Genomic DNA, 17,772 nt, shown 5'->3' on the forward strand with positions numbered 1-17,772 from the left:
TCGCACGCACGTCCGGTTTTCCAGCCACGGCCCGCACAGCCGTCCCCCCAAAGGCCCGGACAGCCGTCCCCCCAAGGCCGGACAGCCGTCCTCCCAAAGGCCGGACAGCCGTCCCCCTAAAGGCCCGCACGGCCGTCCCCCAAGGGCCCGAACAGCTGTCCCCCAAAGGTCCGGACAGCCGTTCCCCAGAAAACCTCGTCACCCCTGCGAAGGCAGGGGTCCACCACCCGCCCTGCCGCCGGCTTCCAAAATAGGAAATCCTGTGTTTACTACTCGTGCTCCTCGAAACGGGAGCACTGACGATGACAAGAGAAATCGACCGCCTGATCACCGAGCTTGTCGAGCGGGAGGGCGGCTATGCCAACCATCCGCACGACCGCGGCGGCCCGACCAAATTCGGTATCACCGCCGCAACGGCGGCGGCCAATGGCTATCACGGCCCCATGCGTTCCTTCCCGCGCGCTCTGGCCTACGAGATCTACGAAACCCGCTACTGGACCGCACCCGCCTTCGATCAGGTTGCGAAGATCGTGCCGCGCGTTGCGGAGGAGCTTTTTGACACAGGCGTCAACATGGGCCCGGCCGTTGCCGCCGCCTTTCTGCAACGCGCCCTGAACGCCCTCAACCGGCAGGGGCGCGACTGGGCCGACATCCCGCTGACACGGCAGGTCGACGCGGCCACGCTCGCCGCGCTCAGCGCCTTTCGCACCCGGCGGGGACCATCCGGCGAAGCGGTCCTGCTTCGCGCCCTCGATGCGCTGCAGGGTGCCCGCTACATCGAGCTTGCGGAGGCCCGCGCCGCGAACGAGAGCTTCGTTTACGGCTGGCTGGCGAACCGTCTGGGCAATGCGGCCGAGGGAGGCCGGGCATGAGCGTCCTCGGCAGCCTGATCGGCCCGATTGCCGGGTTGATCGACAAGGTGATTCCCGACCCTGAGGCCCGCGACCGGGCCAAGTTGGAACTGCTGCGCATGCAGAACCAGCAGGATCTTGAGCGGGTGCGTGCGGAACTGTCCGCCATCGTGGTGGAGGCGCAGTCCGCCGACCCGTGGACGTCGCGGGCGCGGCCGAGTTTCCTCTACGTCATGTACGCGCTTCTCCTCTGGGCCATTCCCATGGGTTTGATCAGCGCGGTGCAGCCTGCGACGGCAGAGGCGATCGCGCGCGGGATGACGGCGTATCTGAACGGCATTCCCGAACCGCTCTACGTCCTCTTCGGCACGGGCTATCTCGGCTACACAGCCGCGCGCAGCTGGGGAAAGACGAAGGGGGAGAAATAGGGACGGCGATGGGCGCGCGCGGGGACAGCCTCACGCGCGCGCCCGCGCGGTGAGTGTCCAGACTGTCAACTTTGCCTCATAGAAAACCTGTCAACTTCCAGCGCCCGGCCGTTACGTTTCGCCTCCTGACCGGCCGGGCGACTGCTGCTAAGGTCCTGCACATGAAAAACACGCTTCTCGCTTCCGCCGCGCTCATCGGCGCGCTTGCCGCCACCATAACGGGCGCCGCCCCGTCCGCTGCCCAGACGCTTCTCGTCGGCAACAAAGCGGAGGATACGGTCAGCTTCATCGACCTTGAAACGGGGAAGGAGGCGGCGCGGCTGCCGACCGGCGACATGCCGCACGAGATCGCGGTCTCGCCGGACGGCCGTCGCGCCTTCGTGGTCAATTACGGCGAAACGACGGTCGATCTGTTCGATGTGGAGCGGATGAAGAAGATCGGCACGTGCAATCTGGCGCCCAATGCGCGTCCGCATGGCATCGTCTGGACGCAGTCGGGCGGCATCCTCGCAACGACGGAGGGCAGCAGGACGCTGACGCTGTTCACGCCGGATTGCGGCCGTGCATCCGCCATTCCGACGGATCAGGAAACCAGTCACATGGTCGTGGTCGATGAGGAGCGGGGACGCGCCTATGTCTCCAATCTCGGCAGCCGCACGGTAACGGTCATCGACCTTGCGGCGGGCAAGAAACTGACCGACTTCACGGCGGCGGACGAGCCGGAGGGGCTGGACCTGTCGAACGACGGCAGCGAACTCTGGGTCGCGAACCGGGCGTCGAACACGGTCTATGTGCTCGACGCCATGACGGGGGAGCGTCTTGCCAGCATCGACGTCGGCGCCATGCCGATCCGCATCGCCATTTCGCCTGACGGGAAATGGGCGGCCACCAGCAATCTGAAGGATGGCAGCATCAGCATCATCGACGTCGCGGCGCGGAAGGTCGTGCGGACGATCCCGGTCAGCGGCGAGGAGGCGAGCCAGCAGGTGACGCTGATCTGGTCGCCGGACGGCTCGCGCCTCTATGCGGCCGAAACCGCCGATGGGCGTATTGCGGAAATCGATTTTGCCAGTGGCAAGGTGTTGCGCCGGCTGGGCGCGGGCGAGGGCAGCGACGGGCTCGGGATTTCGCCGGTGCGCACGCTGCCCAAACCGCAGCGCCAGCCGGGCTGACGCTGCGGACGGTGCATCTCTAGCCGATCGTGTCCTTCACCTTCTTCCCGCCCAGAAAGGCAAGGATCAGGAAGATGACGAACAGTGCGATGGCGATGAAGAACAGGATCTTGGCGATGCCGACGAAGGCGCCGCCAATGCCGCCGAAACCGAGCGCGCCGAGCACCAATCCGGCAATAAGGAAGATGAGGGCAAGTTTTAACATGGGACGGACATTCCTTTCGCTAGGGCATTGAAGCAGAAGCGATTGAAGGGGGTGTCCGTTCCCTTGGGCTAGCGGGGGTTTTCGCCGGCGTCCTTCAGGGCCGCGCGGTGGGCCTGCGCCAGCTTGGCATATTCGGCGCAGCCGCGGCGGTTTCTGGCAATCTGCTCCGGGCTCATCTTCGCCATGAACCTGGCGGGGCGCCCGCCCCACAGCTCGCCAGTGGGGATGGTCTTGCCGGGTGTCAGCATGCCGCCCGCCGCCAGCATGGCATCGGTTTCGATGACGCAGTCGTCCATGACGATCGCGCCCAGGCCGACGAAACTGTGATCGTGTAGGGTGCAGCCATGGACCATCGCCATATGCCCGATCAGGCAGTCCGCACCGATGATCGTGCCCTGGTTGCGGCGGGTGATGTGAAGGACGCTGCCGTCCTGGACATTGGACCTCGCGCCCAGCCGGATCGGCGGCCCCTCGGCGCGCAGCACGCAATTGTACCAGACGCTCGCCCCCTCGTCGATGTCGACGTCGCCGATCAGCTGCGCGCCGGGCGCGATGAAGCACCCCTCCGCGATGCGCGGCGTCTTGCCGGCGAAGGGGATGATCATGGGAAAAGCGGCCCCTGTTCCAGCCCCATCGTCTCCGGCAGGCCCAGCATCAGGTTCAGATTCTGCAGCGCCTGTCCGGACGACCCCTTCACCAGATTGTCGATCGCCGCGACGATGATGGCGCGCCCCGGCACCCGGTCTGCGAAGACGTTGAGGACGGCATGATTGGACCCGCGTACCATGCGGGTGGCGGGTGCCGTCCCCTCCGGCAGGACGTGCACGAACGGCTCGTCCTCGTACCGGTCCACCATGGCGCCGCGAAGCTCCTGGGCGGAACGGCCGGGGGCCAGTTCGACGGTGATCGTTTCCAGCTCGCCCCGGTTCATCGGAATCAGATGCGGGACAAAGCTGACCGTGACGGCGGCGCGCGCTGCGGCGGACAGTTCCTGCTCGATCTCCGGCATGTGCCGATGGCCGCCAAGGCCGTAGGGATGCACGGCCTCCGCCACCTCCGCGAACAGATTGGCCTCCTTCGCCGCACGCCCGGCACCGGTAACGCCAGAGAGTGCCATGATCGAGATATTGCGGGGCGCGATCATGTCCGCCATCAGGCCCGGCAGCAGCGCAAGCAGGGCCGCGGTGGGATAGCAGCCGGGGCAGGCGGCGATCCGGGCCGAGGGGAGCCGATCCCGCGCAAACTCGCTAAGGCCATAGACCGCGTCCGGCAGCAGCGCCGGCGCCGGATGCGGTCCGCCATACCAGTCGGCATAGGTCTCCGCGCTTCGCAGACGGAAATCCGCCGACAGATCGATGATGCGCGGTCCTTCGATCCGCGACAGGATCTCTGCGCTGGCGCCGTGCGGCAGACAGCCGACCACGACATCCATGGCCTCAAGGTCGATCTCCTCCGCCGGCTGCAGAACCGGCAGCGGCCGCAGGGGCAGGAAATGCGGCCAGATATCCGACATGTTCTGCCCCGCCTTGGCGTTCGCGCCGAGCCCGGCAATCTCCAGCCGTGGATGCCGACTGGCGAGCCTGACGAAATCCGCGCCCGTGTAGCCGGAGGCGCCGAGCACGGCGACCTTGAACGTCCTGTCTGTCACAATATCCCCTGGTCCGGATGCCCCGGGCGGATCAGCCCGGATATTTCACGCTGCATCCATAGGACCGAGTTGCGGCCGGGTCAGGCGATTTTCCAGCAGCCAGCGCGGCCAGCGCGCCGCTTACATAATTCTGCGCGCCCTTCACGTCCTCGATCTTCGCTGTCGGGATATCGTCGATGGCGCCCATATATTGCAGGACGCCTTCCTTATCGATCACATACATATGCGGCGTGGCTGTGGCGCCATAGCCGCGGCCGATGGTTCCCTTTGGATCGAGCAGATAGGCTGTCGGGCTGGTCTTGTATTCCTTCATCTCCGCATTGGCCGCCTCACCATCGACATAGCCTTGCTTGCCGGGCGCGGACGAGTTCACGGTCAGCCAGACGACGCCGTCGGCTTCGGCCTGCTGCTGCAAGTTCTGCATATTGCCGGACTTGTAGTGCTTCTGGACGAAGGGGCAGCCCTTGTTGGTCCATTCCAGCACGACGGTCTTGCCGCGATAATCCGAGAGCTTCACGGATTCTCCACTTGCCGTCTTGGCACGGAAGTCCGGCGCGGCTGCGCCGACCTGCGGCTGAGCGAAGGCCGGCATGCTGACGGCCGCGACCACCAGGGCGGCGGCGGTGAATGACTTGAACATTCTATCCTCCCATCATTGTCCCCTGAACGAGCTTAGCGTTCCGGAACGAAAGGATGAACCCACGTCAGGCATCTTGACCACTCCCCAAAGCGAGAAGGTCGTCCGCGGACAGGATCTGGGGCAGGATCGTCTCGCGTCCTTCCCGGTCGTAATAGATGTAAAGCGGAACGCCCGCGCGTCCGTGGCTGGTCAGGAACGCCGTAATCTTCGGGTCGCTGCGGGTCCAATCGCCGACCAGCGTTCGGATGCCCCGGCTCTTGAAGTGATCCGCGACGGCAGCACTGGAAAGCGCGCCCCGCTCGTTGACCTTGCAGGTGATGCACCAATCGGCGGTGAAATACAGGAACACCGGGTCCCCGGCAGCCTGAAGGTCCGAGAGCGCAGCGGGCGAATAGGGAGCAGCGGCCAGCACTGTGCCCTCCGCTGCGTCTGCGCTGCCGACATTCGAGAGTGTCGTGGGCACCGCAAGGACCGTCAGGAAGACTGCGGCGGACGCGGCGGCGGGGATAAGCTTCCGGCGCGCGCCGCCGAGCCACCAGAGCGCAAGGCCGAGAAGGACGGCGGCGGCAATACCGATGCTGAGGCCGTCGGCGCCGGCCTGCTGACCAAGAACCCACGCGAGCGCGACCGCGGTCACGAACATCGGTATACTGAGGAGGCGCCGCAGTCTTTCCATCCAGGCGCCGGGCCTCGGCAGACGGCGACGCAGTGCCGGAACGAAGCCGATCACGAGAAACGGCAGGGCGAGGCCGAGACCCAGGCCGCCGAAAATCATCATTGCTGCAAGCGGCGACAGGACGAGCGCCGCCCCAAGCGCGGCGCCCATGAAGGGGCCGGTGCAGGGCGTCGCCACGACGGCGGCAAGAATGCCGGTGAAAAAGGCGCCGCTGCGGCCCCCGCTCGCGGCCAAGCCGTCTGCGCCGACCGCAATTGCCGGCAGTTCGAAAAGCCCTGCCAGATTGAGCGCGATCGCCGTCACGAGAAGCAGGAGCGCGGCGACAATTCTGGGATCCTGCAACTGGAAGGCCCAGCCAACCGTGCTGCCGCCGGCACGCAGCGCAAGAAGCGCACCCCCGAGCGCCAGTACCGCGCCGATGACGCCCAGCGAGTAAAACAACGCCTCGCTCCGCGCCGCCCTTTCAGAGACGCCGCCCTTTGCAAGGCTGAGCGCCTTCAGGCTGAGGATCGGAAACACGCACGGCATGATGTTGAGGAGAAGCCCTCCGGCAAGCGCGGCGAGAAAGATGAGGGGCAGGGGCGGAGCCGGTGCAGTGGCCGGGCCAGCGCCAGTACCGGATGCCGGGTCGGTCTCATCCGCGCCGCCGAGAAGGGGCGTACCCGCTGCCTCGACGCTGCCGGGTTCGGCGTCAACGGCAAGACCCAGCGTCTCCCCGCCCTCCAGCATCAGTTTGACGACGCCGGGCACCGAGTCGGCATCTGGATTGAACCCGGTCGCCGTCTCTATCACGATTCGATCGCCCGCGATCGATGCCGTCTGCGGCGCGCTATAGTCCACAACTCCGTCGACGGCGGGAAAGAAATACGCGTCGCTTACCGCGCTGATCTGCGGCACCGCGAGCGACAGCCGCAGCCGGTCGCCCTGAACTTCGACGCGCGCATCTCCGTCATGGGCGGTCGGCTGATCGGCCTGCCAGCGCCCGATCCGCCCTGCCTCCACCCCGATGTCCGAAAGATTGGCTGCCAGATTTGCGGATTCCGGCACGCAGATCTCATCGTCGCAGACCAGATAGTCGAACGTCAGTCCAATCTCGCCGCTTGCCGGCAGACCGTCGATGTCGACGAGCAGTGCGCGCTCCGTCTTGAAAACATAGTTCATGATGCCGGCGACGACGAACCGGTCCGGAACCGGGTATCGAAGATCGGAGGCGGTCGCCCCCGGCGGAAGCGTCCATTCGGCCCGGCTCTCCACGCCGGCAGCGCCTGGGTTCTTCCAATAGGTATGCCAGCCGGGTTTCGGCGTCAGGACGATCGCGATCGTCCGCGCACCACTATGTGCCGGTCCCGCCTCGAGAGAGACCGTCATGTTCTCGTTTTGCACCGATGCGGCCGCCGCAGCGGGCGTCCCGACGGTTATGAGCGCAAACAGCGCCGTCAGGATCAGCAGCAACTGCGCCGCCATCAGCCTCCCAAATGCCGGAATCGGATGCATCGCTCTATCCATCGGACCGCCTGCATAGCCTGCACCCTAGCCGCTGGGAAAGGACGCCGGTAACGAATTCATCCATTTTGGTTGTTATGGCGCGGCGATGTCGAAGGGGGTTTCATTGAAGTATCGCGCGGAAGTCGACGGGCTTCGGGCCGTCGCGGTCATTCCGGTCATTGCGTTTCACGCCGGCTTTCCTGGATTTTCCGGCGGGTTTCTCGGTGTCGACATCTTCTTTGTCATCTCCGGATATCTGATCAGTTCGATCGTTCTGGGCGACCTTGAGAAAGAGCGCTTTTCCATCATCGATTTCTATGAGCGGCGCGCGCGGCGCATCCTGCCCGCTCTCGCATTGGTGGTCGCGGCATGCATCCCGCTTGCGGAGTGGCTGATGCTTCCGGGCCAGCGCACGGATTTCTACGAAAGCGTCGTCGCCGTCGCGCTCTTCGTATCGAACATCCTGTTCTGGACCGAGACAAGCTATTTCGGGGCGGCCTCCGAGTTGAAGCCGCTCCTTCATACCTGGTCGCTGGCGGTGGAAGAGCAGTTCTACCTGTTCTTCCCTCCGCTGCTCTGGCTCCTGTGGAGGCACGGGTGGAAGGCGACACTGGCAGCGGTCGTCGCCCTGTTCATGCTCAGCCTTGCGGTCAGCCAATGGGCCTCCGTTGCAGCGCCAAGCCTCAACTTCTTCCTTCTTCCCTCGCGCGTATGGGAGTTGATGGCGGGCGCTCTTTGCGCGCTGACCCAGCATCGTTACGGATCGTGGCGAAATGGCGCCCTGGGACTGTTGGGGCTGATGCTGATCGTCGCGAGTCTCTTTCTGTTCGATGACAGCACGCCGTTTCCATCTGCGATCGGTCTCATTCCGGTAGGCGGCGTCGCGCTGATCCTCCTGTTCGCCCGTGAAGAGACGGCCGCCGCTCGCATTCTGTCCCTGAAGCCGTTCATATGGATCGGGCTGATCAGCTACAGCGCCTATCTATGGCATCAGCCGCTGTTCGCTTTCATGCGCCTCTACGCATTGAAGGAGCCGACAATGCTGCAAATGGGCGGGCTTTCGATCCTGTCGCTGCTTCTGGCCTGGTTCAGCTATCGCTTCGTCGAGCAGCCGTTTCGGCAGCGGCGCGGGGAGGGGGCAGTCTCGATGCGCATGATTTTCTCCGCAAGCGGGGTTCTCTTGGCGCTCATGCTGGCCGGCGGTGGAGCGCTGCGGGGGGAGCGCTCCGGGGATGCGCAACTGCTTGCTTTGCAGGAGCTTATCAAACCGAGTTATGGCCTTAGCACCGAATGCCGCGAAAATGCCTTAGACAAGCCGGTATGCCGCACCGCGGAGCAGCCGAAGATCCTGGTGTGGGGCGACAGTCATGCCGCGCACAGCGTCCCCGCAATTCTTGGCGACGAGCCGGATGCCCGGTTGATCCAGGCGACCTACTATTCCTGTCCGCCGCTCGTCGGCGTGGTGCCGATGAATCGGGACAAGCCTGCGGCATGGGCCGATGAATGCGCTGCGGCGAATGCCGATGCAGAGGATTATATTCGCCGGCACGGGGCGGGGCTGAAGGTCGTCATCGCGTCCCCCTGGCGCTGGAATGTCGAGGCCGGGGCGCGTGTGCGCGTGGACGGAACATGGCAGGACAGTTCGGCCGATCTGCTGGAACGGCACTTGCGCCGAACGATCGCCTTCGTGCGGGCAAACGGAGCGGAGCCGATTCTGGTCATCTCTCCGCCACGCGTGACGTATGATGCCGGGCAATGCGTGGTGAAGGCGCGCGCAACACACCGACCCGCGCATGCTTGCGATTTCAGAATAGAGGATGTCGATCCTCGCTGGACCCTCGCGCGAGATGTCATCGAACGCTTTTCGGGCGATGTCGCTATCGTGCGGTTCGGTGAAATCATGTGCCCGAACGGAACATGCCGAACCAGCAAGAATGGCAAGCCGCTCTACCGCGACCTGACGCATTTCAGCGATTATGGCGCGGCGGAAATCGGCCGGGAAGCGGACATATACGACCTTGTCATGTCGGCGCCTTCGCCTGCTGAAGCGACACAGACGGCCGCCCGCTCCGATTTCGAGAAGGACACCAGGCGCGAATAAAAAAGGGGCGACCTCCGAAGAGACCGCCCCTTTTCGCGGCAAAGGCCGGTAGTTTTAACGCTTCGAGAACTGGAAGCTGCGGCGTGCCTTTGCGCGGCCGTACTTCTTACGCTCCACGACGCGGCTGTCGCGCGTCAGGAAGCCGGCCTGCTTGATCGCGCTGCGCAGTTCCGGCTCCATACGGGTCAGCGCCTGCGAAATGCCATGCTTGACCGCGCCCGCCTGTCCGGACAGGCCGCCGCCGGAGACGGTGGCGACAATGTCGTACTGGCCCTTGCGCTGTGCGATCTCGAACGGCTGGTTGATGATCAGGCGCAGGGTCGGGCGGGCGAAATACTTGCCCTGATCCTTGCCGTTGACCGTGATCTTGCCCGAACCCGGCTTCAGCCAGACGCGCGCGACGGCATCCTTGCGGCGACCGGTGGCATAGGAACGACCGTACTGATCGACCTGCTTTTCCCGCAGCGGCGCGGCATTGACGGAGTTGGGGTCGTACGACTCGGCGCCCTGATCCGCGGCTTCGGTCGCCGTCGCTGCAGAGCCGGCCTGTGCCTCGGCGGGCGCCTCCTTCTGCTTCTGGGCGGCTTCCTTCTGCAGGTCCTTCAGGTCCTCGAGACCCTTCTTCTCTTCAGCCATGACTTACTTGCCCACCTTGTTCTTGCGGTTCATTGCGGCGACGTCGAGCATTTCGGGGCTCTGCGCCTCATGCGGGTGCTCCGTTCCGGCGAAGATGCGCAGGTTCCGCATCTGCTGGCGCCCAAGCGGACCGCGCGGGATCATGCGTTCGACGGCCTTCTCCAGAACGCGGCCGGGGAACTTGCCCTCCAGCACCTTCTGCGGCGAGGTTTCCTTGATACCTCCGGCATAACCGGTGTGGCGGTAGTAACGCTTGTCCTGCAGCTTGTTGCCGGTGAAGCGCACCTTGTCCGCATTGATGACGATGACATTGTCGCCGCAGTCCATGTGCGGGGTGTAGCTGGCCTTGTGCTTGCCGCGCAGACGGTTGGCGATAATCGACGCAAGGCGGCCTACGACCAGCCCTTCCGCGTCGATCATGACCCACTTCTTTTCGATCTCACCAGCCTTCAGCGAGGCGGTCGTCTTTGAATACATGTGCCTGATCCCAAGCAAATTGTCGTTTGAAAACAAAAGGCGGGCCGCCCGCGTCGATGCGAAGCAGCCCGCTTTGTGAGCCGCCATATGGCGAAACCGCGCAATTCCGTCAAGGATTTTGGCAATTTGCGCTTGTGGTAAAATGATACCTTTACTCGGTTTCAGTGTCCGCAGCGTGGGCTTGAAGGTGTCCCAGATCGAGAACTTCCAGCGCTCGTTCGTGGGTTGCGTCGAGCCGGACGAGCGGCGCAGCGCCGCCGCGGCGCGCTTCTTCCCAACGGCCGGCGCAGACGCACCAGCAGTCGCCCGGGCGCAATCCCGCAAAGCCCAATTCCGGCCGGGGTGTCGACAGGTCGTTTCCTGCCGCTTTCGAGAACTGGAGAAATTCTTCAGTGACCAGCACGCAGACGGAGTGATTGCCGAGATCGTCCGGGCCGGACGCGCAGCGGCCATCGCGCCGCCAGCCGGTCAGCGGATCGAGACTGCAATCCGCGCGCGGCCCGCCGATGACGTTTCTGGCGGCGCTGTGAAAGTTACTGTTGGTCATCGCGCTTCTCCGATCCGGTGGGCGCAGGCGGCCGTACACCATACGATCAGGGCTGCAACACCTTGGTGAGCCGCGGCGATCCAGATCTCGACGCCGCTGAGCAGCGTGGAGATGCCGAGTATGATCTGCAACGCGATCAGCGTCTTGAGGGCGATCGGCGTTTTGCGGGAACCGCGTTTCATCGCCTTGATCGCCAGTAACACGAGGATCGCAGCGGTCAGCCAGGCCCACCAACGATGCACGAATTGCACGACAACGGGATTGTCGACGATGTTGCGCCAGAGGGGCTGCAACCAATCGACATAGGACGGAAAAATACCCCCGCCCATCATCGGCCATTCGGCATAGATATAGCCGGCGTCGAGGCCTGCAACGAACGCGCCCAGCACGAGTTGGACGAGAAGGACCCCGCCGGCTAGGGCGGCGAAGCCGGTCAGCCTCGCCTTGCCGCGAAGAAGGTCGCTTGCCGTCCAAACGATACAGGCAATGATGAACAGCGCGAGATTGAGGTGAACCGCGAGCCGGACGTGACTGACGGCTGCGACGTTCGCCAGCCCGCTCGTTACCATCCACCAGCCAATCACCCCCTGCAGGCCGCCGAGGCCCAGAAGCGCAACGAGACGCCCGCGATAGCCCGGCGGCACCCACCCCTTCAGCCAGAAGACGAGAAGGGGAAGGGCGAAAGCGAGCCCGATAAGCCGGCCGAGCAGGCGGTGCGCCCACTCCCAGAAGTAGATGTTCTTGTATTCCGCCAGAGACATGCCGCGATTTTTGACGCGATATTCGGGGGACGTCTGATAGTCGGCGAATTCCTGTTGCCAAGCTGCGTCGGAAAGCGGCGGCACTGCGCCCGTGACGGGCTTCCATTCGACAATGGAAAGGCCGCTTTCCGTAAGACGGGTGATACCCCCCACGACCACCATCAGAACGATGAGAGCGGCGACGGCGGCTAGCCAGCCAGCGAGAAGGCGGGGACGGTACCGGTCGTCTTCCTCGTCAATGGAGAGGAGGCCCGCATCGGCCGAGCTAGAAGCAAGAATGGTCATGTGGCGCTTCCTATGCGCAAGCGGTGCGACGTGCCAAGCAGGCGCCGGCTGTGTCGACACGGTGCGCTCATAGATCGCATGACGGGAAACAATCTTGCCCAGCCGGTGATGATACATTATCTCAATGATCCATGCCGCGTCCGAATGCCTTTCTCGACCGAGTCGCCATCGGTCTTTCTGGGCTTTGCCTCGTGCATTGTCTGTTTGGCGCCTTGCTTGTCGCGTTCATGTCGGCCTCCGGATCCATTTTCCTTGGTCACAATGTTCACCAGGTCGGACTTCTCGTCGCGATTCCGCTTGCCATTGCGGGCCTGGTCGGCGGCGCGATCGGGCACCGGCGATGGGAAGCCGTTGCCATTGGCGGGTTCGGTCTCGGCGCGATGGCCGGCGCGCTCGTTTCCGCCCATGGCCCGCGGGAGGTGCTGCTGACCGTTCTCGGCGTGATTCTCGTCGGGATCGCTCATGCGATGAACCTGCGATGGAGTCGGACCGCCCGTTGAAGGGGGTCGTGGCCGTGGCCGGTGGCCCTTGCCGGGGCACGGCCCGTAAGCGATAATCTGTTTATTATGACACAGACACAGCATCGAGAATATCGCGGCGCAGCCCTCGAAAAGGCCGCCGCCACCACGCTCGAGACTTCCGGTGAGCGCTGGACGGAGATGCGCGCAGCGGTGTTTCGCGCCCTGTCTGCCATGGACGGTCCTGCCAGCGCCTATGACATAGCCGATGCCGTTTCCAAGGCGCGCGGCAAGCGTGTCGCGCCGAACAGCATCTACCGGATCCTGGATCTTTTCGTCGCGACCAATGTGGTGAAGAGGGTGGAGACGCAGAACGCCTATGTCGCGAATGCGCATCCCGAATGCCTTCACGATTGCATCTTCCTGATCTGCGACGATTGCGGGGCCATTACCCATCTCGACGACGACGCGCTGGCGGCAGAGATGCGTGCACGAGCTGCCGGGACCGGCTTCAAGCCGAACCATCCGGTGATGGAGGTTCGCGGGACCTGCGCCGACTGCGCTGCGTAGGACGCGGCATGTTGCCGTTCGACAAGGTTTCGCCGCCGCGCTAGGTCGGACGGCTGACACGTTATTTTTAGGGGAATTCTGTGACCGGCAGGCCGCACACGCCGCTTCTGGACACGGTGGCTACACCGATAGATCTCCGGAACCTGGAGACTGAGCAGTTGCGTCAGCTCGCTGACGAAGTGCGCGCGGAAATGATCGATGCCGTCAGCCAGACCGGCGGTCATCTCGGCGCCGGGCTGGGCGTCGTCGAACTCACCGTGGCCCTGCATTATATCTTCAATACGCCGGAAGATCGGCTGATCTGGGACGTCGGCCATCAGGCTTATCCGCACAAGATCCTGACTGGACGCCGCGACCGTATGCGTACGATCCGGCAGGGCGGCGGACTCAGCGGTTTTACCAAGCGGTCCGAGAGCGAATATGATCCGTTCGGTGCCGCGCACAGTTCGACGTCGATCTCGGCCGCTTTGGGTTTCGCTGTCGCCAACAAGCTGAGCGGACGGGACGGCAAGGCGATCGCCGTCATCGGCGATGGTGCCATGTCGGCCGGCATGGCCTATGAGGCGATGAACAATGCGGCACAGGCCGGAAACAGGCTGGTTGTCATCCTGAACGACAATGACATGTCCATCGCGCCGCCGGTGGGCGGACTTAGCGCCTATTTGGCGCGCATGGTCTCTTCCAGCGAGTATCTCGGCCTCAGAAGCCTGGCGAAGAAATTTGCCTCTCGCCTGCATAAGCGTTTCTACAACGCTGCCTCCAAGGCGGAGGAATATGCCCGCGGCATGGCGACCGGCGGCACGTTGTTCGAGGAACTGGGCTTTTACTATGTCGGCCCCATCGACGGGCATAATCTCGACCATCTGATTCCGGTTCTGGAGAATGTTCGGGACAGTGAGCAGGGGCCGATCCTCGTCCATGTCGTTACCAAGAAGGGTCATGGCTACGCCCCCGCTGAGCAGAGCGCGGACAAATATCACGGCGTGACGAAATTCGACGTCGTCTCCGGCGAGATGGCACCGAAAAAGGCGGGGCCGCCCAGCTATACGGGCGTGTTCGCGAAGGCCCTGATCGCCGAGGCGGAGCGCGACGACCGGGTCTGCGCCATCACCGCCGCCATGCCGGGCGGCACGGGCGTCGACAAGTTCGCGCAGCACTTTCCGGAACGCAGCTTCGATGTGGGTATCGCGGAGCAGCACGGCGTGACCTTCGCAGCCGGTCTTGCGGCGCAGGGCATGCGTCCCTTCGCGGCGATCTATTCGACATTCCTGCAGCGCGCGTTCGATCAGGTGGTGCACGATGTCGCCATCCAGAACCTGCCGGTGCGTTTCGCGATCGATCGCGCCGGTCTGGTCGGTGCGGACGGTCAGACACACGCCGGCAGCTTTGATGTTACCTATCTCGCGACCCTACCGAACATGGTGGTGATGGCCGCGGCCGACGAGGCGGAACTGGTGCACATGACGCACACGGCCGCCGAGTATGACGATGGCCCCATTGCCTTTCGGTATCCGCGCGGCAACGGCACCGGAGTGGAGCTGCCGGAAACGCCCGAGAGGCTGGAGATCGGCAAGGGGCGGGTGCTTCGTGAAGGATCGAAGGTCGCCATTCTTTCGCTCGGCACCCGTCTGGGCGAGGCGCTGATTGCCGCCGACGAACTGGATGCGAAGGGGTTGCCGACCACGGTCGCCGACCTGCGTTTCGCGAAGCCGCTCGATACTGCGCTGATCCGCAAGCTCGCGGCAACACATGACGTCCTCGTGACCGTCGAGGAAGGCGCGATCGGCGGCCTCGGTGCGCATGTGTTGACCCTCGCATCGGATGAAGGGCTGTTGGATGCGGGGCTGAAGATCCGCACCATGCGGTTGCCGGACATCTTTCAGGATCAGGACGATCCGAAACGGCAATATGAAGAGGCCGGCCTCGACGCGCCTGCAATCGTCAGGAAGGTGCTGGAGGCGCTGCGCCACAACAGCACGCATGTGGAGGCGGGAGCGAGGGCCTGACAGCCGGTGAAGGGTAAGGGGGCGAAACGCCGCGCCGACCAGTTGCTGGCGGAGCGCGGCCTTGCCGAGTCGCGGACGCGCGCGCAGGCGCTGATCATGGCCGGCAGCATCTTTTCCGCCGAGCGAAAGATCGCCAAGGCTGGCGAGATGCTGCCGTTGGATGCCCCGCTGGAGGTGCGCGGCAAGGATCATCCCTGGGTGTCGCGGGGCGGCATGAAGCTTGATCATGCGCTGCGCCATTTCGCCATCGATCCCGCCGACCGCGTCTGCCTCGACATAGGCAGTTCGACGGGCGGGTTTACAGACGTGCTGCTGACGAACGGGGCGGCGCGGGTCTATGCCGTGGATTCGGGTACGAACCAGCTTGCGTGGAAGCTGCGCCAGGACGAGCGCGTGATCGTTCAAGAACAGACCAATGCCCGTAATCTGACGCCCGCCGAGATTCCGGAACCAGTGGATCTCATCGTTTGCGATGCCAGCTTCATCGGTCTTGCGAAGGTGCTCGAAAGGCCGCTGTCCTTCGCCGCGCCCGGCGCCCGCCTGGTTGCGCTGATCAAGCCGCAGTTCGAGGCCGGGCCGCATGAGGTGGGGAAGGGCGGCGTCGTCCGCGATGCTGCGGTCCATACGCGTGTGCAGGAGGAAGTGCGGCGATGGCTCGCGGAAAGCTGCGGCTGGCACGTTCTCGGTGTCACCACCAGTCCCATCACCGGGCCGGCCGGTAATGTGGAGTTTCTGATCGCAGCGATCTGTCCGAATGGCGGCAGCGGCGGTGCGGCCCTGTAGCGGCCACCTTGCCTAGTGCAATTCGCCCTTATATAGCACGCAGCGCTTCTTTCACGCGGGCGTGGCGGAATTGGTAGACGCGCTTGGTTTAGGTCCAAGTATCGTAAGATGTGGGGGTTCGAGTCCCTTCGCCCGCACCATCTGCCGCCGCCGACCCCGCCGGACAGCCGAGATCATAGCGAGATTACAGAAAGCCGATAAGACCTTATGCGTATTGAGGAAACCAAGAACGAAGGCCTGACCCGTGCCTATACCGTGACGATCCCGAAGGAGGACATGGCGGCGCGCGTCGATGCGCAGCTGGCCAATGTTGCGAAGAATATCCGGATGCCCGGCTTTCGTCCCGGCAAGGTGCCGAAGAATCTCGTTCGCAAAATGCACGGCGAGGCCTTGCACGGCGAGGCGCTGCAGAGCGCGGTGCAGGAAGGCGTTCAGCAGGTTCTGAAGGAAAAGGAACTGCGTCCGGCGCAGCAGCCGTCTGTCGACCTGAAGGAAGGCGAAGAGGGCAAGGACACGGTCTTTACCATGGATCTTGAGGTGCTGCCCAAGGTCGAAGTCGGCGAGCTGGCCCCGATCAAGCTGGAAAAGCTGAACGTCGAAGCCGGGGATGAAGAGCTGAACGAGGCGCTGAACCGCTTCGCCGCACAGCAGAAGAGCTTCAAGGCGGCGCCGAAGAGCTACAAGGCGGCCGAGGGCGATCAGGTGGCGATCGATTTCGTTGGCACCGTGGACGGCGAACCGTTCGAGGGCGGATCCGGCGAGGACATGACGATCGAAATCGGGTCCGGCCGTCTGATTCCGGGCTTTGAAGACCAGCTGGTCGGCGTGAAGGCGAACGACCAGAAGACGGTGAAGGTCAAATTCCCGGACGATTACAACGTCAAGTATCTTCAGGGCCGCGATGCCGAGTTCGCCGTGACGGTGAACGAGGTGAGAAAGCCCGAGGAGCCGAAGGCCGACGATGAACTGGCAAAGAATCTTGGCCTGGAGGGGCTGGATCAGCTGAAGGAACTGCTTGGCCAGAACCTCAACCAGGAACTGCAGAACCTCACGCGGACGCACATGAAGCGCAAGCTGCTCGACACGCTGGCGGCACGCTACGATTTCGATGTGCCCCCATCCATGGTGGAGGCGGAGTTCCAGCAGATCTGGCAGCAGCTGGAGCATGAGGCGAGCCACGCCGAAGATCCGGAAGCGGCGAAGAAGGAGATAGAAGCGGACAAGGACGATTACCGCCGCATCGCCGAGCGCCGAGTGCGTCTCGGCCTGCTCCTCTCCGAGATCGGCAATGCCCGCGGCGTGAATGTCACGCAGCAGGAGATGAACCAGCTGATCATGCAGGAAGCGCAGCGCTACCCGAATCAGCAGAAGGAAGTATTCGAATACTTCCAGAAAAACCCGATGGCCGCTGCGCAGCTTCGCGCGCCGCTGTTCGAGGACAAGGTCGTCGACAAGCTGCTGGAAGAGGCGGAGACCACCGAGCGCACGGTGACGCGAGCCGACCTCGAAGCGGCTATTGAGGACGAGGACGAGAGCCCGGAGCCGAAGGAGGCCAAGAAGCCCGCCGCCAAGAAGAAGGCGCCCGCGAAGAAGGCCGAAAAGGCGGACGCGGAGGCCGATAGCAAGCCTGCGGCCAAGAAGCCGGCGGCGAAGAAGGCCGCTGCGAAGGGCGAAGACGACAAGGCCGATGCAAAGCCGGCGGCCAAGAAGGCTCCTGCCAAGAAGGCGGCGGCCGCCAAGAGCGATGACGCCAAACCTGCTGCCAAGAAGCCGGCCGCGAAGAAAGCTGCACCCAAGAAGGCCGCGAAAAAGGAGGGCTGACCTTCGCATGCCCTCTAAGGGCAAATCAGTTGAGAAATCATCCCGGTGAAAGTGGGGGCCCCGCTGCGATCCGTAGCCCTTTAGAAAGGGTTCAAGGTGGTTAGCGCGGACTCGCCTTCCGCCGGGATGACTCCTATCTGGCACGTTCGCCTGCGTGCAGAGAGGGATGGAGTTCGCTCCCCTCGCCAATGAGACACTGACGTTCCGCTACACGAGCTTCGC

The 17,772-nt window shown here is 63.9% G+C and carries 18 protein-coding genes and 1 tRNA gene; 10 read left to right on the forward strand and 9 right to left on the reverse strand.

What is annotated here, in order from left to right:
• Window positions 1-302: 302 nt before the first annotated feature.
• The 3 genes from C725_RS00105 (at window position 303) to C725_RS00115 (ending at window position 2,451) form a co-directional block, all read left to right on the forward strand.
• Entirely contained in the window at window positions 303-872 is a 570-nt protein-coding gene (locus tag C725_RS00105; protein ID WP_008599383.1) for a glycoside hydrolase family 108 protein, read from the forward strand.
• Window positions 869-1,279, forward strand: a complete 411-nt coding sequence (locus C725_RS00110) for a holin family protein (protein WP_008599384.1) — start codon at window positions 869-871, stop codon at window positions 1,277-1,279. Before C725_RS00105 ends, C725_RS00110 begins: the two co-directional genes overlap by 4 nt.
• A gap of 161 nt (window positions 1,280-1,440) precedes the next feature.
• Complete coding sequence (locus C725_RS00115; protein ID WP_008599385.1) at window positions 1,441-2,451, forward strand: amine dehydrogenase large subunit; 1,011 nt, start codon at window positions 1,441-1,443, stop codon at window positions 2,449-2,451.
• A gap of 19 nt (window positions 2,452-2,470) precedes the next feature.
• Here the strand turns inward: C725_RS00115 and C725_RS00120 are convergent, their stop codons facing one another.
• From C725_RS00120 to C725_RS00140, 5 genes are all read right to left on the reverse strand, one after another.
• Entirely contained in the window at window positions 2,471-2,656 is a 186-nt protein-coding gene (locus C725_RS00120; RefSeq protein WP_008599386.1) for a DUF1328 family protein, read from the reverse strand.
• Window positions 2,657-2,724: 68 nt separating this feature from the next.
• Entirely contained in the window at window positions 2,725-3,261 is a 537-nt protein-coding gene (locus C725_RS00125) for a gamma carbonic anhydrase family protein (protein ID WP_008599387.1), read from the reverse strand.
• On the reverse strand, window positions 3,258-4,304 hold the full coding sequence (gene argC / locus C725_RS00130) for an N-acetyl-gamma-glutamyl-phosphate reductase (protein ID WP_008599388.1): 1,047 nt from the start codon (window positions 4,302-4,304) through the stop codon (window positions 3,258-3,260). The genes C725_RS00125 and argC overlap by 4 nt, the downstream gene beginning before the upstream one ends.
• 31 nt (window positions 4,305-4,335) lie before the next feature.
• Window positions 4,336-4,944 carry a redoxin domain-containing protein gene (locus C725_RS00135; RefSeq protein WP_008599389.1) on the reverse strand — a complete coding sequence of 203 codons (609 nt, stop codon included), beginning with the start codon at window positions 4,942-4,944 and terminating at the stop codon, window positions 4,336-4,338.
• A gap of 64 nt (window positions 4,945-5,008) precedes the next feature.
• Window positions 5,009-7,084 (reverse strand): protein-disulfide reductase DsbD family protein, encoded by a 2,076-nt coding sequence (locus C725_RS00140; protein ID WP_038281096.1) that lies wholly within the window; start codon window positions 7,082-7,084, stop codon window positions 5,009-5,011.
• Between the two features lie 145 nt (window positions 7,085-7,229).
• On the opposite strand from C725_RS00140, the gene C725_RS15580 reads away from it, so the two are divergent.
• Window positions 7,230-9,206 carry an acyltransferase family protein gene (locus C725_RS15580; RefSeq protein ID WP_078056067.1) on the forward strand — a complete coding sequence of 659 codons (1,977 nt, stop codon included), beginning with the start codon at window positions 7,230-7,232 and terminating at the stop codon, window positions 9,204-9,206.
• Window positions 9,207-9,260: 54 nt separating this feature from the next.
• Here the strand turns inward: C725_RS15580 and rpsI are convergent, their stop codons facing one another.
• From rpsI to C725_RS00165, 4 genes are all read right to left on the reverse strand, one after another.
• Window positions 9,261-9,842, reverse strand: a complete 582-nt coding sequence (gene rpsI, locus C725_RS00150) for a 30S ribosomal protein S9 (RefSeq protein ID WP_008599392.1) — start codon at window positions 9,840-9,842, stop codon at window positions 9,261-9,263.
• A gap of 3 nt (window positions 9,843-9,845) precedes the next feature.
• Window positions 9,846-10,319, reverse strand: coding sequence for a 50S ribosomal protein L13 (gene rplM / locus C725_RS00155; protein ID WP_038281100.1), 474 nt, complete (start codon window positions 10,317-10,319; stop codon window positions 9,846-9,848).
• Window positions 10,320-10,470: 151 nt separating this feature from the next.
• Window positions 10,471-10,866: a DUF2237 family protein gene (locus tag C725_RS00160; RefSeq protein WP_008599394.1), complete on the reverse strand. Its 396-nt coding sequence runs from the start codon at window positions 10,864-10,866 to the stop codon at window positions 10,471-10,473.
• On the reverse strand, window positions 10,863-12,029 hold the full coding sequence (locus C725_RS00165; protein WP_008599395.1) for a COX15/CtaA family protein: 1,167 nt from the start codon (window positions 12,027-12,029) through the stop codon (window positions 10,863-10,865). Before C725_RS00165 ends, C725_RS00160 begins: the two co-directional genes overlap by 4 nt.
• 14 nt (window positions 12,030-12,043) lie before the next feature.
• Between C725_RS00165 and C725_RS16915 the strand changes: the two genes are divergently transcribed.
• The 6 genes from C725_RS16915 (at window position 12,044) to tig (ending at window position 17,550) form a co-directional block, all read left to right on the forward strand.
• On the forward strand, window positions 12,044-12,412 hold the full coding sequence (locus tag C725_RS16915) for a MerC domain-containing protein (RefSeq protein WP_008599396.1): 369 nt from the start codon (window positions 12,044-12,046) through the stop codon (window positions 12,410-12,412).
• A gap of 66 nt (window positions 12,413-12,478) precedes the next feature.
• Window positions 12,479-12,940: a Fur family transcriptional regulator gene (locus C725_RS00175; protein ID WP_008599398.1), complete on the forward strand. Its 462-nt coding sequence runs from the start codon at window positions 12,479-12,481 to the stop codon at window positions 12,938-12,940.
• Between the two features lie 80 nt (window positions 12,941-13,020).
• Window positions 13,021-14,946, forward strand: a complete 1,926-nt coding sequence (gene dxs / locus C725_RS00180) for a 1-deoxy-D-xylulose-5-phosphate synthase (RefSeq protein WP_038280938.1) — start codon at window positions 13,021-13,023, stop codon at window positions 14,944-14,946.
• A gap of 6 nt (window positions 14,947-14,952) precedes the next feature.
• Window positions 14,953-15,729, forward strand: coding sequence for a TlyA family RNA methyltransferase (locus C725_RS00185; protein ID WP_008599400.1), 777 nt, complete (start codon window positions 14,953-14,955; stop codon window positions 15,727-15,729).
• Window positions 15,730-15,784: 55 nt separating this feature from the next.
• A tRNA-Leu gene (locus C725_RS00190) sits at window positions 15,785-15,869 on the forward strand.
• Between the two features lie 67 nt (window positions 15,870-15,936).
• Window positions 15,937-17,550 (forward strand): trigger factor, encoded by a 1,614-nt coding sequence (gene tig / locus C725_RS00195; RefSeq protein ID WP_008599401.1) that lies wholly within the window; start codon window positions 15,937-15,939, stop codon window positions 17,548-17,550.
• The last annotated feature ends 222 nt before the right edge of the window (window positions 17,551-17,772 follow it).

Source organism: Pacificimonas flava, assembly GCF_000342165.1.
GTDB lineage: Bacteria > Pseudomonadota > Alphaproteobacteria > Sphingomonadales > Sphingomonadaceae > Pacificimonas > Pacificimonas flava.

Coding starts and splice junctions, on each gene's coding strand:
- C725_RS00105 (WP_008599383.1), top strand. CDS start 303: ATGACAAGAGAAATCGACCGCCTGATCACCGAGCTTGTCGAGCGGGAG.
- C725_RS00110 (WP_008599384.1), top strand. CDS start 869: ATGAGCGTCCTCGGCAGCCTGATCGGCCCGATTGCCGGGTTGATCGAC.
- C725_RS00115 (WP_008599385.1), top strand. CDS start 1,441: ATGAAAAACACGCTTCTCGCTTCCGCCGCGCTCATCGGCGCGCTTGCC.
- C725_RS00120 (WP_008599386.1), bottom strand. CDS start 2,656: ATGTTAAAACTTGCCCTCATCTTCCTTATTGCCGGATTGGTGCTCGGC.
- C725_RS00125 (WP_008599387.1), bottom strand. CDS start 3,261: ATGATCATCCCCTTCGCCGGCAAGACGCCGCGCATCGCGGAGGGGTGC.
- C725_RS00135 (WP_008599389.1), bottom strand. CDS start 4,944: ATGTTCAAGTCATTCACCGCCGCCGCCCTGGTGGTCGCGGCCGTCAGC.
- C725_RS00140 (WP_038281096.1), bottom strand. CDS start 7,084: ATGGCGGCGCAGTTGCTGCTGATCCTGACGGCGCTGTTTGCGCTCATA.
- rpsI (WP_008599392.1), bottom strand. CDS start 9,842: ATGGCTGAAGAGAAGAAGGGTCTCGAGGACCTGAAGGACCTGCAGAAG.
- rplM (WP_038281100.1), bottom strand. CDS start 10,319: ATGTATTCAAAGACGACCGCCTCGCTGAAGGCTGGTGAGATCGAAAAG.
- C725_RS00160 (WP_008599394.1), bottom strand. CDS start 10,866: ATGACCAACAGTAACTTTCACAGCGCCGCCAGAAACGTCATCGGCGGG.
- C725_RS00165 (WP_008599395.1), bottom strand. CDS start 12,029: ATGTATCATCACCGGCTGGGCAAGATTGTTTCCCGTCATGCGATCTAT.
- C725_RS16915 (WP_008599396.1), top strand. CDS start 12,044: ATGCCGCGTCCGAATGCCTTTCTCGACCGAGTCGCCATCGGTCTTTCT.
- C725_RS00175 (WP_008599398.1), top strand. CDS start 12,479: ATGACACAGACACAGCATCGAGAATATCGCGGCGCAGCCCTCGAAAAG.
- tig (WP_008599401.1), top strand. CDS start 15,937: ATGCGTATTGAGGAAACCAAGAACGAAGGCCTGACCCGTGCCTATACC.